This window comes from Streptomyces sp. NPDC104309 (genome assembly GCF_055584025.1).
This window is the reverse complement of sequence record NZ_JBVJMV010000087.1, coordinates 1-14260: the sequence shown is the minus strand read 5'-3', so window position 1 is coordinate 14260 and position 14260 is coordinate 1. Positions and strand designations below refer to the sequence as shown.

At 65.5% G+C, this 14260-nt stretch carries 18 protein-coding genes and 3 pseudogenes; 19 read left to right on the top strand and 2 right to left on the bottom strand.

The features are described 5' to 3' along the window. Nucleotides 1–117 precede the first annotated feature (117 nt). The 18 genes and pseudogenes from ACZ68L_RS45210 to ACZ68L_RS45125 all read left to right on the top strand — a co-directional run. A pseudogene (locus tag ACZ68L_RS45210) lies at nt 118–462 on the top strand (SsgA family sporulation/cell division regulator); the annotation flags it as partial. Between the two features lie 203 nt (nt 463–665). After that, entirely contained in the window at nt 666–1007 is a 342-nt protein-coding gene (locus ACZ68L_RS45205; RefSeq protein WP_469590440.1) for a hypothetical protein, read from the top strand. Nucleotides 1008–1104: 97 nt separating this feature from the next. After that, nucleotides 1105–1680 (top strand): hypothetical protein, encoded by a 576-nt coding sequence (locus tag ACZ68L_RS45200; RefSeq protein ID WP_469590437.1) that lies wholly within the window; start codon nt 1105–1107, stop codon nt 1678–1680. 201 nt (nt 1681–1881) lie between these two features. After that, nucleotides 1882–2121, top strand: a pseudogene (locus ACZ68L_RS45195) (DUF1281 family ferredoxin-like fold protein); the annotation flags it as partial. Nucleotides 2122–2200: 79 nt separating this feature from the next. Next, nucleotides 2201–2356, top strand: a pseudogene (locus tag ACZ68L_RS45190) (AAA family ATPase); the annotation flags it as partial. Nucleotides 2357–2447: 91 nt separating this feature from the next. After that, a complete protein-coding gene (locus tag ACZ68L_RS45185) occupies nt 2448–2756 on the top strand; it encodes a hypothetical protein (RefSeq protein WP_469590443.1) in 309 nt (102 codons plus the stop codon). Between the two features lie 642 nt (nt 2757–3398). Further along, a complete protein-coding gene (locus ACZ68L_RS45180; RefSeq protein ID WP_469590434.1) occupies nt 3399–3575 on the top strand; it encodes a hypothetical protein in 177 nt (58 codons plus the stop codon). Between the two features lie 136 nt (nt 3576–3711). Continuing rightward, entirely contained in the window at nt 3712–4527 is an 816-nt protein-coding gene (locus ACZ68L_RS45175; RefSeq protein WP_469590431.1) for a hypothetical protein, read from the top strand. Continuing rightward, nucleotides 4514–4807: a hypothetical protein gene (locus ACZ68L_RS45170; protein WP_469590428.1), complete on the top strand. Its 294-nt coding sequence runs from the start codon at nt 4514–4516 to the stop codon at nt 4805–4807. The genes ACZ68L_RS45175 and ACZ68L_RS45170 overlap by 14 nt, the downstream gene beginning before the upstream one ends. A gap of 78 nt (nt 4808–4885) precedes the next feature. Continuing rightward, the gene (locus tag ACZ68L_RS45165; RefSeq protein ID WP_469590425.1) at nt 4886–5350 is read left to right on the top strand and encodes a hypothetical protein; all 465 of its coding nucleotides are present in this window, start codon (nt 4886–4888) and stop codon (nt 5348–5350) included. Nucleotides 5351–5353: 3 nt separating this feature from the next. Then, entirely contained in the window at nt 5354–5944 is a 591-nt protein-coding gene (locus tag ACZ68L_RS45160) for a hypothetical protein (RefSeq protein ID WP_469590422.1), read from the top strand. 46 nt (nt 5945–5990) lie between these two features. After that, nucleotides 5991–6785, top strand: coding sequence for a hypothetical protein (locus tag ACZ68L_RS45155; RefSeq protein ID WP_469590420.1), 795 nt, complete (start codon nt 5991–5993; stop codon nt 6783–6785). Between the two features lie 148 nt (nt 6786–6933). Further along, nucleotides 6934–7194: a hypothetical protein gene (locus tag ACZ68L_RS45150; RefSeq protein ID WP_469590417.1), complete on the top strand. Its 261-nt coding sequence runs from the start codon at nt 6934–6936 to the stop codon at nt 7192–7194. Nucleotides 7195–7561: 367 nt separating this feature from the next. After that, nucleotides 7562–8053 (top strand): hypothetical protein, encoded by a 492-nt coding sequence (locus ACZ68L_RS45145; protein WP_469590415.1) that lies wholly within the window; start codon nt 7562–7564, stop codon nt 8051–8053. 11 nt (nt 8054–8064) lie between these two features. Then, on the top strand, nt 8065–8415 hold the full coding sequence (locus tag ACZ68L_RS45140) for a hypothetical protein (protein ID WP_469590412.1): 351 nt from the start codon (nt 8065–8067) through the stop codon (nt 8413–8415). Nucleotides 8416–8769: 354 nt separating this feature from the next. Further along, the gene (locus ACZ68L_RS45135) at nt 8770–9039 is read left to right on the top strand and encodes a hypothetical protein (protein WP_469590409.1); all 270 of its coding nucleotides are present in this window, start codon (nt 8770–8772) and stop codon (nt 9037–9039) included. Between the two features lie 54 nt (nt 9040–9093). Continuing rightward, nucleotides 9094–9489: a hypothetical protein gene (locus ACZ68L_RS45130; RefSeq protein ID WP_469590406.1), complete on the top strand. Its 396-nt coding sequence runs from the start codon at nt 9094–9096 to the stop codon at nt 9487–9489. 128 nt (nt 9490–9617) lie between these two features. Further along, entirely contained in the window at nt 9618–10424 is an 807-nt protein-coding gene (locus tag ACZ68L_RS45125; protein WP_469590403.1) for a hypothetical protein, read from the top strand. A gap of 170 nt (nt 10425–10594) precedes the next feature. On the opposite strand, the gene ACZ68L_RS45120 is transcribed toward ACZ68L_RS45125, so the two are convergent. Both ACZ68L_RS45120 and ACZ68L_RS45115 read right to left on the bottom strand, forming a co-directional pair. Continuing rightward, nucleotides 10595–11284, bottom strand: a complete 690-nt coding sequence (locus tag ACZ68L_RS45120; RefSeq protein WP_469590400.1) for a hypothetical protein — start codon at nt 11282–11284, stop codon at nt 10595–10597. 72 nt (nt 11285–11356) lie between these two features. After that, nucleotides 11357–11851 (bottom strand): helix-turn-helix domain-containing protein, encoded by a 495-nt coding sequence (locus tag ACZ68L_RS45115; RefSeq protein ID WP_469590397.1) that lies wholly within the window; start codon nt 11849–11851, stop codon nt 11357–11359. A 729-nt stretch (nt 11852–12580) separates the two neighbouring features. On the opposite strand from ACZ68L_RS45115, the gene ACZ68L_RS45110 reads away from it, so the two are divergent. Continuing rightward, on the top strand, nt 12581–14188 hold the full coding sequence (locus tag ACZ68L_RS45110; protein WP_469590395.1) for a helix-turn-helix domain-containing protein: 1608 nt from the start codon (nt 12581–12583) through the stop codon (nt 14186–14188). Nucleotides 14189–14260: the final 72 nt, after the last annotated feature.

Here is a 14260-nt window from a genome sequence, read left to right as displayed (position 1 = left end):
GACCGCATGGATCAACGACCCAGCCAAGCGCAGGGAACCCACACCACAAACCTCATAGCGTCACGACCGTCTCACTGGACTTGAAATCTTCCGACCTGCGTTCCCGTTACGGCGTTCCTTCACTACTCACAGCAGGATCCATACGCGGTGCGTGTGACTTTCCTACAGAGCACCGAAGGTGATCCAGTCGTCTGGTACATAGGACGAGACCTACTCCGCGACGGCCTCATCCGGCCGACGGGCGAGGGCGACGTACGGATCAGCCCTGATCCAGGGTTGCCCGCCATTCGCATACGTCTCAAGGTCGACAACCACAGTGCAACCCTGACAGCTCAGCGTCGACCGGTCGCGAACTTCCTCCAGCGGACGGCCGAGACTGTTCCCTACGGATGTGAATCCAAGGCGCCAGGATTCGTCGCGCAGCAAGAGGCCGCGTTGACACGTCTTTTGACCGGCAACTAAAAGGTGCAACGTCGACCAGAGTGAAGGTGCGGTGTGGTGGCACGGCATTCGAGAGGTGTGGACCTCGCTTCGCCGAAACCAGGCTCGGACGTACGCAAGCCCTGGGGAGCCCCGTGTTCCCCAGGGCTTCTACATTCCTGCACCCGTGACAAGCACCACGAAGCGCTGGGCGTGCCTGCACACGACAGAGGAGTGACAGCACAATGAAGGACTTCACCGCTGAAAGGCCCCGTAAGGGCTCCAAAGCCGACCCTGCAGATCAGAACGCAGGGTTCACCAGGCTGGGCGCCGATGACGGCAATCCGGATGCGTCTGCCCTCAAGAGTTTCATCGCGGGGAACCTCGCGCCGATGGGCGTCACCGGCGTCACCTTCGTCGAGCCCCCTGAAATCACCGATGCCCGCAAGCAGATCCGAGGGCGGGAAGACGCATACACGCACGTGAGCGACGGCACATTCCACGGTTGCCTGTGCGGCTACACCATGCAGGGGCCCGCGTCATCCGGAGCACCCGAGTGCCCCGTCTGCGTGCTTCTCGACGCCTGATGCAACGCCTCCGCGGGCAGCGTCATCGACTCCTCCTGCATCGACGTCGGCGACCGGCCCACTCTGGCTGGACCAGATCCCCGCAAGGAGAACTGCCATGCGCACCGCCCTGCACCTCATTCCGGCCGCGTACCGCGACCGCATCACCATCGCCACGTCCGATGACACCACCGGAGCGTTGCACGTCGCCTTCGCCGACGTGCTCCGCACCGCCGGACAGCATGCCGCCGTCACCGCGACCGAGCCGGACACCCGCGCTCGCCGTCGCGCCGAGCAGACGGTGATCAATGAGCTCGCCAAGGAGGTGCGCAAGATGCGCACCAAGGTGACCGGTGCACTACGGGCCGCCGGGTTCGACGTGACAGACGCCCACGGAGGACACGCACGGGTGATCGGCGACTGCGAAGGATCCACAGTGCGCCCCCTGATGGCCGTTCCCGTCGCGTTCGGGGAACCCGTCTCGGACGCGGGCAGGGCGTGGGAGTCCGGAGTGGATCACGGGTGGAGCCACGCCAACTTCGTTGCCGCGTACGGCAAGGCGCACGATCAGCGAAGCCCGGACGTCCCGGGGAGCCATCACAGATGTGCCGCGGCGTTCGAGCAGGGATGGCGTGAAGGACGCAAGCGGTATATCCGGGGGCTTTGGCGGGACGGCAGCAAAAGAGAGAGCTGACAGCCCTTGTATCGCCCCACAGCCATCCCGAAGGGACCCAGATAAGGCCCCACAGCACAACGACACAGCTCCAGCTCGCTCGAAGACCATCTCGACCGAGCCACCGGCGCGCTCTGACCACGGCACGACGAGGGCGTCGTCTGCTGCTGGTATCACTGGAACGTCGACAACTGGGGCACGAAGTGGAACGGCTACGAGCTCAGCATCGAGCAGGCCGACGACGCCTCCGCCCAGCTGCGCTTCGACACCGCCTGGTCGCATCCGTTCCTGATCGTCAGAGCCTTGTCCGAGAAGTTCCCCTATGCGCTGATCGAGGTCTCCTACGTCGACGTGGACCTCGGCCACAACCTCGGCCAGTATGTGATCGCCGCTGGCGAGATCCTCCAGGAGACCCCTTCGTTCCCGGCAGCGACGACGCCTGCGATTTCGCGGCGCAGCTGAAGTGCGACATGTCCTACGCCCAGCTGAGGACCGAGCGGGACGAGGGCTGATCCGAGAAGCCGATACCACGTACATCTGCATGGCCGACCCCAAGGCCCTCGGCCACGGCCAGGGCTACCTGTATCCGTACGACTTCGAGCACGGATACGTCGCCCCGCAGTACCTGCCTGACCAAGCGCCCGGCAGGCACTACGCGCCGACTGCCATCGGCTTCGAACAGACCATCAGCCAACGGTTGAGTGCTTGGCCACCAACTTCACGCCCCCGCGCACGACGGGAATCGACACCGAAAGGGCGGCAGCCTGAACGGCTCATCCCTCACTCAAATGGCCGAGTTCTCGGTCGAGCATCAGGCAGCGGCGCGGCACAGCGACCCGATCGGCCGCGAGATCAGCGCGGTCGCGCGGGACGTCGAGGAGCTGTTGCAGGAATACGGGCACAGCGGGGCCCTGCTCGACAGCAGGCTGCACGGGATCGGGCAGGGGGTGGAACGCCTGCGGCTGCACGGCACGATCCAGGCTCTGAGTAAGGACCTGGAGGAGCGCGCCGACCAGATCAGCCGCCTGTCCGACAGCCTGGCCGGTGACCACTCGTCCCGCGCCGTGGACCGGGTCGGAGCCGACTTGCAGCGCTAGGCGGAAGAGGTCCGGGACATCGTCAACGGCTTGCCCGTGTAGACGGCTTGAGTTGTTCTCGGCGCCTCCACGCCGAGGCCAGCCGTGGCTGTGCGCGATCTGTGCACGGCCGATTCAACGTTCGGCGGCCTCGGGGCCGGTCTGGTCACGGCAATCAAGTGGAAGCGATGGCCGCCTGGGTTTGCAAGGCCCGCGAATCCCTGCCCGGGACGCGCGAGGGATTCGAATCGATGTGGCAGAAGCTGGAGGCCGCGTCCAAGGAGCGTCAGTCGGCCGAGTAACCGGCGGTCGGTACGACAAATGCTTTTCCGACGGAAAGGGAGCCCCGGCCCGCGTAGATGTCGTACGGCTCCGTTTCGCTGCCCATTCTGAGTTTCTCGGCCCATCCGTCGAATGGGCCAGGGGGTGTCACGTGATTCTTGATGCGGTCCTCGACAAGGTGAGCGTCTGGCGCGATCGGCGCGAGGTACAGAGGCGACGGCTCCAGGCGGCGGAGCACTTGCGGAGCACTTCGTCTGGGCCTGGGCCAGCACGCTCGACCCGGACAGCTGCGAGTTCGGAGCTGATCTCGACTACATCGAGACGAACACACTCGCCGAACTGTTCCGCGTTTTCCACTTCTGGAACACGGCGAATCAGCCCGTGCGGGAGCACGGACCCAACTGCAACGGCGCCGAGCAGCACCCCCAGGAGGAAATTGTGAAGGACAAGAACGACAGGACGCATACGTACGACGGCATCGAGATCAAGCCCGACCTGCGGGTCTTCAACTACTGCGACCGGAAGTGGGGCCAGGTCACCCCAGCACAATTCGAGTGAACGGGAGAACTGACCCCTGGTGACGCACTGTTCAACGGCTGGTACGACGTCAAGCACGACGACGGCTCGACCGCCCTGCTGAACGGCCACCGGATGTCGACGTACGACCCGAACAACGGGAACGAGGGGGCTGGCCATGATTGAGACGAACCCGGAGAAGTACAACCTGTCGGACCGGGCGCACCTGGTCCTGGAGTGCGCCGACCGAGGATGGCTGACCCACCTGAACGGGCTGACCAACTGGGTCGTGTCGCCGGGGCGCGGGAACGGACTGCGGGTCGTGGTCGCAGCAGCAACCGGGCGGAAGTTGGTCCGCGTGGGGCTGCTGGAACTGACCTCGGGCGTTGAGTGCCGGGGCACGAAGTTCGGCCGTGACGTGCTGGCCCCGCGCCGCCATGCGGGGTGGGAGCTGGAGGCCGGGGTCGGGCACAAACCCCGACTGAAGCTGACTCCCCGCGAACCTGAGAAGCTGCCGATCAGGTTCACCGTCGTCGTCATGGAGCCGTGCTGCGAGAAGACAGCACCGGACTACGACCCCGGGCCGCGCCCATATTGGAACCAGAGTGTCGGCGGGTGGCCTCCGCGCTGCATCCATGCCGAGAAGCGCGTGCTGAATATTTCCGAGCACACGACGCGGGAGAGCGCCGACCCGGAGTACGCGAAAACGCTCGGCTGGGGGGCGTTGCAGGGCTACCTGTACGAGGGCGTGATGCCCCCGGAGGGCGAGCGATTCCGGATCATGCACGTCAAGGGAAGTTTTTCTTCGACCTGTGGTCACTTCCACGGCCCGCCGAGTTCCCTGGTGTTCCCGACGGCTGAATTTGCCGCAGAGTACGCCGAGAAGGCGCGGGGAATTCTGTACAACGTCGTGGGCGACACAGACACGGTAGTGCGCCTGTCGTCGTACCGCGTGGAAGTCGGCAGGTGCCTGGAGCCCAGTGAGCAAGCCTGACGGGCTGCTCTGGTTCTTCATGCTCCAGGTGTACGCGCCGCCGACCGGCGGCCGTCCGGCCTCCTGGTCCGACACGGCGACTCGGTACGTACAACTCAAGCCGCGCCGTGATTCGGGTGAACCCGACCCGGTAGCGGAATACGCGGTGCGCCACATGAGAGCGCGCATGCGTAAAGGCAAGCCTCAATACCGCGTGAAAATCCGCGAGTACGAGAGCGGCACAATCCGCCAGCTATTCGTCGTGCACATCGACGGAACACGCACCGCCATCAGCGACTGAGCTAACGGCAATCCGGGACGCAGCAGAAACGCCGCGCCCCGGACTGTCGAATGTCCGCAGCGATACAGGGAGATGGCAATGACACGAATTCCGGAACTGAGTATGGACGACCGGCTTCCCGGTGCGCAGTACGCCCGGGAGACGAAGAAGCAGATGCACATGGCGACCGCCGGACCGGACCGGCACGAGTTCGCCCGGCTGCCCTCGTACGAAGGCTACGCGGGCATGTGCGTGTGCGGGTTCGGGACGCCGGAGCCCGCGTACGACTCCATGGGTCCGTTGCTGGAGGCCCTGCTGGACCACATGGAGCGCGACGTCTTCCCGCCGGTCGACGAGGCCGCGCTGATCAAGGAGGGCAAGCGCTTCCGGATCGGCAAGCTGATCGGCTACCACCGGCTGATCGAGACCACTGAGGAGCACGGCACCCGGCTCGTGGGCTGGCTCGTTGCCGGTGTCGAGGGCACCATCCGCGTTCTCCCCGACGGTTACGGCCAGCTCCAGGGCCGGTGGAGCGCCTTTACGACCGACACCAAGGAGAGCTGACTCATGGCCAAATCTCCCTTTTCGAGCATGTACCCGGAGATGGAACCCGGCCGGTGCGGCAAGTGCGATGAACCGGCGCTGCGGTACAAGGACGGCACCCCCGAGGAGCAGAGGCACCTCCGTGAAACGGACTGGAAGCACGCGGGCGGCGACGGCAACTGCCCGTACGTCCGCTCGGCGTACTACTTCTCCGCGCGTGAGGTGAAGGGCGCGTTCATCCCGGAGCCGGGCATGAACGTGATCCAGTTCGAGATCCGCTATTTCGACATGTCACCGGGCAACACCTACCGGCACGCGTCCGGGATCGCGGGCTACATGACCCTGAGCGACGAGGACGCGGCGAAGATCAACGCCGACAACTCCACCGACCCCGGTGAGCGCCGAATCAAGCACGCCATGGTGTTCCGGATGGTCAACGGCCAGCCGGAGCCGAAGGCTCTGTACTTCGGTAACCCGGCCAACACCCAGAAGCTGAAGGTCGACGGGGAGATCAAGTACGTCCGTGCCGCCTCCTTCATCGAGGCCGCGCGCATGTACCGCGCTGCTCACCCCGAAGCCGTCGTGATCACCGACACCTTGGGGGGAACGGCATGACCATCACCCTGGGAATGAATTCGTTTCGGAATAGGGAGGGAAATACATGAGTGGATACGGAAGTAAGCGCCACGTGCGTGACGTGGTCATTGCGACCCTGAAAATGGAGGGGCGCAACCCCGACGCGTACAACATCGCCGGAATCATGCGGGACGCTTTCCACGACCGGGGCTCCGGCAACGGGTACGGCGCCGGAACCGAGGAGGAGTGGCGCGCAGCCGTCGTGAAGCACCGGCAGCCGTTCGGGGTCGGCGACATGGTGCGCGTGGTCCTGGAGGTCGACGGCCTGACCGAGCACCACTACGGCAGGATCGCGCACTTCCGGCGGGCCAACGGCGGCAGCTACCGGGGAACGCCGGTCAAGCCGCACTCCGCGCACATCGAACTGTTGGAGTGCGGCGCGCGGACTGTCCCTCTCTCCGAAGTCACCGCCGCTGACGCCGACTTCGAGATCCTCACCGGTTGGTCCGAGATCCACGCGGACGCCCGGAACCCCGATGGGTACTTCCGGTGCCTGGAATGCGGCGCCTACTCCTACAAGGCCGCCGACGTGAAGGTGGTCCATACGGCGTCGAGGCAGTGCGTGCGTCTGTGCAACGACTGCAACAACGTCGACCGCCGGGTCCGGCTCGGGCACAGCGTGATGTGGGACGGCCGACGCAGCAAGACCACGATTTTGGAGCTGCGGGCAAATCCGGCCCTGATCACTGGCTCGGACGAGGACGGCAACGCCGACTCGTACCGGGAGTGGGCCGACGCCCTGCCCTACCTCGTCCCGGCCGAGGCCGCCGAGCTGTACAAGCAGTGGAAGGAGCAGCAGAGTGAGCGCATCGCTGCCTGAGATCTGGGTTCGACTCCGCCCGGATGCGGACCTGTAGGAATTCACGGACGAGGATGCAGCAGCAATTCTCGCCGGTGAACTCCAGGCGTACGAAATCGCGATAATCGAGGCCCGGGACGACGAGAACTGGAACTCGCCCGACGAGTGGGTGTTCCTCGACTCGTGCGGGAGCTACGTCGCGCCGCCCGGCAACGACGACATCTACCCGGATCCCAGGCGCATCCCGGACGGGTACCTGCGTTTCTACGCGACTACGCCGCCGGCGTCCTGGCCGTGCTGGTGGAGCAGGAAAGACATCGGTGAGATGACCAACTCGTACACCTATGGCACGCAGCAGTGGCGCGAGGCATTCAAGGCCGCTGAAGGCGCCGAATGGGACGAGATCAAATTGTCGGAGCACCGTGGGTAACGCCGTCAACCATCGCCGCGGTGCCGGGGTGCGGGTCGCGGACCGGGCCGGGATGGACGCCGCCGAACCAGCTGGCACCGTTTTGCACTGTGCTTGCTCCTCGGCCTCGACAAGGAGCGCGCGACCCGGGACGAGTTGCTGCTGGCTGCCGGGCAGAGGCCCAACCCGAGCAGGACGGAGGGGAATCGGGGCAGATCCTCGACCTCCGAACCGGCGCTGAATCCCTCTTCCTACTCGGTGATGGCACGGGCATGGGCGGTGTGGTCACCGACTGCACCGAGCGCTCAACGCCCGCACCCCACGTTCTCCTCCAGGGCCTCGACGAGGCCGTTCACGCGCTTGAGACCAAGTTGAAGGAAGTGCTCACGTGACCGCCACCCTGCGCCACGACGTCTGGATCGACCGCCCCGGTTCGGTGGAGCAGTTGATCGAGTACATGGGCCTCCACCTGGTGGCCCACCCGCACGGAAGCTCTACGAAGAGGTCCGGCGGCCAGTTGATTGGTCTGGACCCCGAGAAGCAGACCGCGTCTCTGCGCCGGTACGACACCGGTGACATTACCGAATTCCCGCTCCCCACCACGGTCTTCCGCTACACGGCCGTGATCGAGTCGCCCTACAAGGACCTCGCCGTCGGACAGCGACGGCTCTTCGAGTGGTACTGGGACGCCGACGGCCACCCCATCACCGAGCCGGAAACCCTCGTCGGAACGGTCGAGAAGGTCCAGGACGGCGGAGTCAGCTTCTGGGTGAACGACAACCGAGTGGGTGGCCACGGCTGGTGGGCCTACCTCAAGAGCGAAGACGCCGCAAAACACGCGGTCCGCCCGATTGACCTCAAGCCCGAAACCAAGAGCTGAAGGGAGACCCGATGACGACCAGCCCTCTTCGTCCGCTGCCGGAGGATGAGTTCAACCGCCGTCGTATCCCTGAGTGGTCGATGCGGCAACACGGCAAGCCCCGCTGGGCCGCTGTCTACTACGGGCACTGGGCCGAGGGCGCCGAGCTCATCGTCGGCCTCCTCGTGCCCCGGCCGTGCAAACACAACCAGAACGCCCTCTCGCACCTCGTCTACCGCAACGGCGCCCCCTTCGAGAACCCTGCCGGGATGTTCGTCTCCGGCAGTTGGTACACCGCCCGCGCGAGCGAACTGCCCCGCGAACAGCGGGCGGCCATCCGCGCCTTCTACAAGAACCTTCTTCCGCCACACAACGGCTCCTGACCCGTCCCTGCCGAGGCCGTGGCGCCCCGGGGCGTGCGCGGTCTTCGCCGAGCCATCCCTTCACCTCACCTCACACGATCCCACTGGAGGTCTGAAATGCACTGAACCTCCATCGACCTGTCCGGCGACACCCCTCCCGAGTGCGGCAGCGAGAACTTCGACCTCACGGCCTTCGCCCTGCTCACCGTCAACCTCTCTGGCGAGGACCAGGACCGCACCGTCGACCTGGACGCCCTGTCGCACGAAGGCATCGACTTCGTTTACAGGAAGTGCGGCAACCCGCTGGACGGGCCCAAGTCCGCCAAGGCCGCGACTCTGCTGAACCTCAAGCTGCGAAAGCGCCTCGGCGCCGAAATGACCCCGTTCTCCTCCTGCGTTTTCGAGGACGGCTCAGCCATCTACCCCGAGCAGCTCCAGGTGACGTCACCGCGGGACGTGGCCGCCGGCCCTGCTTACCAGGAGGCCGTCGAGTGCCGAGCCCGCTACGAGCAGTGGGAGACCGCCCAGCAGGCCCGTGTCAACTCCGGCGAGATCCATGAGATGGACCTGCGGGTCATGCGCGCGCCGTGGCAGACGGGCATCGCCGAACACTACGCCGCCCTGCTCGACGAACTGACCTCCTGAACGCGCCCCGGACCGACGCCCATCCCGTCCACATCAGAAAGGAACCCGGTAGCCATGGGCGACCGCCCCCAACTGAACACGCCGACCGGCGGGGCCATGACCCGGCCCCAGAGCCCCGCCCAGTGGCACGACCACCCCTTTGTGTGGGCCTGGTACGTCTCCCTCGCCTCCCTTGGCACCGCCTTCATCGAAGACCGGTGCCGCGAGGCGAAGACCGAAGACGCACCCGCCGAAGCCGTCTACAAGACCAGCCCCGGCAACACCCCGCGCAACACGTGGATCACCGTTGACCAGCTCTCCGAAGACCACCGCGACCGCGTTCGCACCTACGGCAACGCCCTTCTGGACTGGGAGCAGGAGCTGACCGCCGTGCGCAACAAGCCAGTCGTGTATCCACTGCACGCCGCGGCCCCCGCCGTTCCCGCGCCGGCAGACTCACGCGAGAGCTGAGCCACCGCAGGAAGTTACCGCCCAGTTCGGAGCCGGGCGCTTCTCAGTTTCCCTTCCGCGGGCCCACGGGTTCTGGCTGCCCGGGGCCCTTTCGCATGCACGAACTACCCCGAGAAGGGAACCCCAGCATGAGTGACACCAGTCGCCCCGCCAGCGACTACAGCCTGCTGCCGGTGATGGAGACCAGCACCGACTACCCACTCACCCACTACACGATCGGCGTCCACCTCGGCCTGACGGAATTCACCGAGGACAACGCCGCCGAGGCTCTGCGCAGGACGAAGGAATTCCTCAGCCTGTACGAGGAGGCCGGCAAGCCACTGCTCTCCCTCAACGACGGCTCGCCCCTGCTGGTCCGGCACATCGAGAAGGCTTTCATCCGCCACCACTTCGGCCAGAAGCCGAGCTTCGGAACCAAGACGGCCGCAGAGTTCGACGAACACCTCCTGAACATCCAGTCCAGCCTCACCGGCATCCCCCGCCTCTCCTACCGCTGCATCACCTTCCTCGGGCTCGCCCGGCCGAACCAACACCCGTTCCAGATCCTCCAGGAGATCAACGACCAGTACCGCTCGGAGTCCCGCCGGGTCGAGATCTACACGGACGGCACCCTGCTGTGGCGGGAGGACGGCTACCACGGCCAGGGCCCCGCAGCGATCGAGCACACCGAATCCGAAGACATTCCCGGCCTCGGCATCATCAACGACCGCGCCAACCAGCGTGCCGAGACCGCCTCGGCCGCAGAGTTCAAGAGTCTCTTCGAGCGGGCCCAGGGCGCCACCTGCGGCTGGGTCGTCGACTGGGCGCCGCCGGCCGACGAGCAGCCCGAGACGGCGATCCGCTGCGAGGAGTCCCGATCCGAGGTCGATCCCTTCTGCGGACACCACATGCTCTCCGCCCGCCTGATGTTGCCCGGCCTCTACCCGGCAGCGTGAGTTCGGCGCGGCAAGGACACAGCAGCCGCCCACGCAAGACGCTCGGCTGGGAGACCCCAGCCGAGCGTCTGTCTAAACTGCTCGCGGCTTGATCAACTCACCGCGTGTTGCGACGACCCCTTGAATCCACCAATCTCCGGGGCCTTCGTCGTACTCACGATCACGGATCGTCAACCGATAGCCGTGGCCTTTCTCTGACGTAGATGCTCACGTACGGAACCAATCATTGGAAGTGTCAGGCCTGAGAAGAGGAACAGCACTGCCAACCCGCTCAGGGCAGGACTCACAGTCTCTTCGATCTTCAGCGGCCACGGCTCGTTCAGGGTGTAGAAGATGATGTACGACCCTTTGGAGAAGGAATAAGCCATACCCAGAGCGGCGGCCGTTGAAGACAGGGCGAAGCCGGCACCGCTCCAGGGGCGGATCCCCCAGTTGCGTCGCGCCGTTCTGCCGCACATGAAAGCGAGCTCGCCACAGGTAACCAGGACGTACGAGAGGTAGACAAGTAGGTAGGCGGCGACCTTGGGGTCATCGACGTAGGCGGTGGTGAACTGGACCTCGGACCGGTTCGTGGCCAGGAAGAGCGGCACCATGATCGCCAGTTCCACCATCGCGGCGAAGCCGCGCTGGAACATTGCTGACTTCAGGTACTCGGGTCGGTAGGCCAGATCCACCATCGTGATCTGCAGAGCGGCGCACCACAGTATCGCGCAGACATGGGCTACTAGTTTGCCTACATTGGAGATACCTGTGATGTCCTCCGCCGCTTGAGCGACTACGGGGACGGCACACAGGACGCCCAAGGTGCACACACTGAAGGCGATGGAGATGGCCCACGTGGAGACGCGTGGGTTGCCCACGGCTCTCCGTGTGCAGAGTGCTGAGACGAGCAAACCGGCCACGGTGCACGTTCCGAAGATTATGCCGTCCACTTACAGCCCTTCCAGTGCGTCAGCCGCATAGCGTGCGGCCTCGTCTTTACTCCGTCGGCGTTTGCCCGGCGCCTCGCTGGCGTCACTGATGGTGCCCCGATTCAGGCCGAGGTCGGCCCGACGCCGTTCCAAGTCTCTGATGACGCTCTGCAGTTCACTGGGCGGAAGTCCCCTGAGCAGGATCAGGACACGGCGCACGAGTGGTTCCTCGAAGGCCAGCAAGGCCTCAAGGTCGTCGTAGCTCTCATACGGCAGCAGGTGGGCGGGCGGGACACCGCCGAGAGCCTCGCACAGGGCCATGATCGTGTTAACCGTCGGGTTGTCCTGGGAACCATTGGCCAGCTTGGCGATGGCGGCATGAGACACCGAGGGGTGCTCACCCGGCAGTTCATCCACGGAAGCCGACAGCGAGCGCGACGTGTGCGCCCGGCCCCGGTGCCCGGCCATAAGTGCTTTGAGCTTCTCCGCCAAGGACAAGCTGCTGCTGCTCACCACGGGCAGAACCTACCGGATGTGGCCTGGAGGCCGTCCTGCTGGTAACTGCACACGATCATGTACCGGTCTCTCGCTCTGTCGGGGACTCGCGTCTGTGTACTTTAGTTGACACGTTCGTGTGCGCAAGGCAGGATCACTGTGGGGGATGGAGCCTTCCGCATCGGTTCGCTTACTGACTGCGACGATCTTCTGGCGTGTCGGTGCAGGGTTCCCTTCTTGGGCCATGGACTCCGTGATGGCCCGCTGAGCTGGATGCGATGGCGGATGGACCAGGAGCCGGTGTTTGCCGCATGACCCGCGGCGGCACCTTCAGGCCAGGTGCTGCGCCGGCAGGGGGAAGAGCCGAAGATGGAGCCGGTATTCAACGGCAGGGAGCAGCGCGTGTGCGGTGCATTGATCATGCTGCACGTCCAGCTCGGACACACCATCTTCCGGGCGAGCCTCCGGATGCCTGCACGGTGTATTCCCGCGGCCCGTGCTCCCGGCACCTGCCGGCCAAGGACCCCCGTGCGTGCTACGACGGCTCTCCTCGGCAGATCCGCTTTGCGGCCGGAACTCAGAACATCCGAGTGCCACCCGGGCGCACCGGCACGGCGCGCGCGAAGCGTACCCCGCGATGAGCACACAACTGGAGTGCCCTCATGAAGTCGTGACTGTCCGCGTGCCGCGGCAGCCCAGAGCGCCAGCACGTATTCACGACTTTGTCCGGATAGCCCCGAGGAGTGCTCGATGTCACCACTGGGCCTGCTGCCCATCGACAAACCTGAACTCGGACTGACGTTCGTATGGAATGACTCCGAGTGCCCCCAGGCCGCGGAGACCACCGGCCTGGTCACCGTGACTCCGGAGCAGCTGCTGGAGAACGGTGTCTCTGCAAGCCTTCCCAGCGGCTCCCTCGTCCTGATCACCGGCACGATGCCTTTCCGACTCCGCGGCCGCATTACGGCGGTGCTCGAGGTGCTGCTCCAGCGCATGAGCCAGAAAGGCTGTCCGGGCCTCATCGTCAGTGCTGCTCCTGGCGTACGTCAGCCGTTTCCCCAGCCCGTCGTGGACCTGGCCAAGCGTCTGGACGTTTCCCTCCTGACCACGACAGCCCCCGCCGGGCAGTGGGAAGGCGTGCACGAGGAGATCCAGCAGTTCCGGCTCATGCTTGCTGAGCGCCGCGCCGCCCAGCTCAGCTCACTCGTCCAGGAGCTGCCCGCCCAGCTGGCCGACTCCCGGGCCCTCCAGCGGATCGCGGACTGGCTCGCACGAGTCCTGAATGCTCAAGTCCTGGTCAGTGAACCGGAGCGGGTCCTTGCCGCCTCACCGGCCACCGCCGCCGAACAGCTTGCGCATGCCATCATCCAGCAGTCTGTCGGCCTGCCTGAAGCTCCGTCCAGGCCGCACACCCAACTCATTTCGCTGGCCCCGGCCTCGGCCGTACTCGCAGTGGCTCGTAACGCCCCATTCAACGAGGCAGACCTGCGGCTGCTGCGCCAAGCGGCGAAGCTTCTGGGCCTCATGGACCAGGCGCACCGTGAGTACCGGGCCGCTTCCGATGCCTCCAGGGCAGCACGCAGTGCGGCTTTCGAACTGCTGCTGGACGGCGAGGTGGCCAAAGCCCGCCGCGTCATGGCCAGCATGATGCCCGGACTCCTGGACCCGGAGACGGCCCGCGTTTTCATCGTGGAGACCGAGAAGGCGCGCCGGGACACCGTTGTGCGCCACTGCAGAGCCGCCATCGGCCATCAGGCCCTCGTCGTGCCCGATCCAAGGAAAGAGCGGAGGATCCTCATCGTGCATCCGATCCGCTCCGACGAGGGCAACGGGGCTGCCGTCTGCGCCGAGCTCACCCGCCTGGTCGGTGGATTCGGATCCCATACGTCGCTGGGCGGCAGTGGCGTCTACTCCATGACGCTTCTCGCCGATGCCCTTCACGAGGCGATCACCGCGCAGAGCTTTGCCGCACTGCAGCCGGACCCCGTAGCCCTTTCGGTGCATGGGTCCGACCTCGTCAGTCTTCTTCCTCAGGCGGATGCGCAGCACTGGGCCCGCCATCTGCTGAATCCGTTGATGCGGGACGAGACGCAGTGGGGGGCCATGCGCGAGACCCTCCCGGCGGCCCTGGCCTATCCGTACACGGTGGCTGCCCGCCGGCTGCACCTGCACCGCAACACGGTGATGCGCCGCGCTGCACGCGCGGCCGAAGTCCTGCACATGGACTTCGGACGTGTGGGTGACCGGATCACCGCCGCCCTGGCCCTGGAAATGGTTACTCAGAGGGAGATAACCGTTCCGTCCGTGTTGGCTGGCTCGGAACCCCCCTCCCTGACCGGAAGATTTCAAGTCCAGTGAGACGGTCGTGACGCTATGAGGTTTGTGGTGTGGGTTCCCTGCGCTTGGCTGGGTCGTTGATCCATGCGGTCT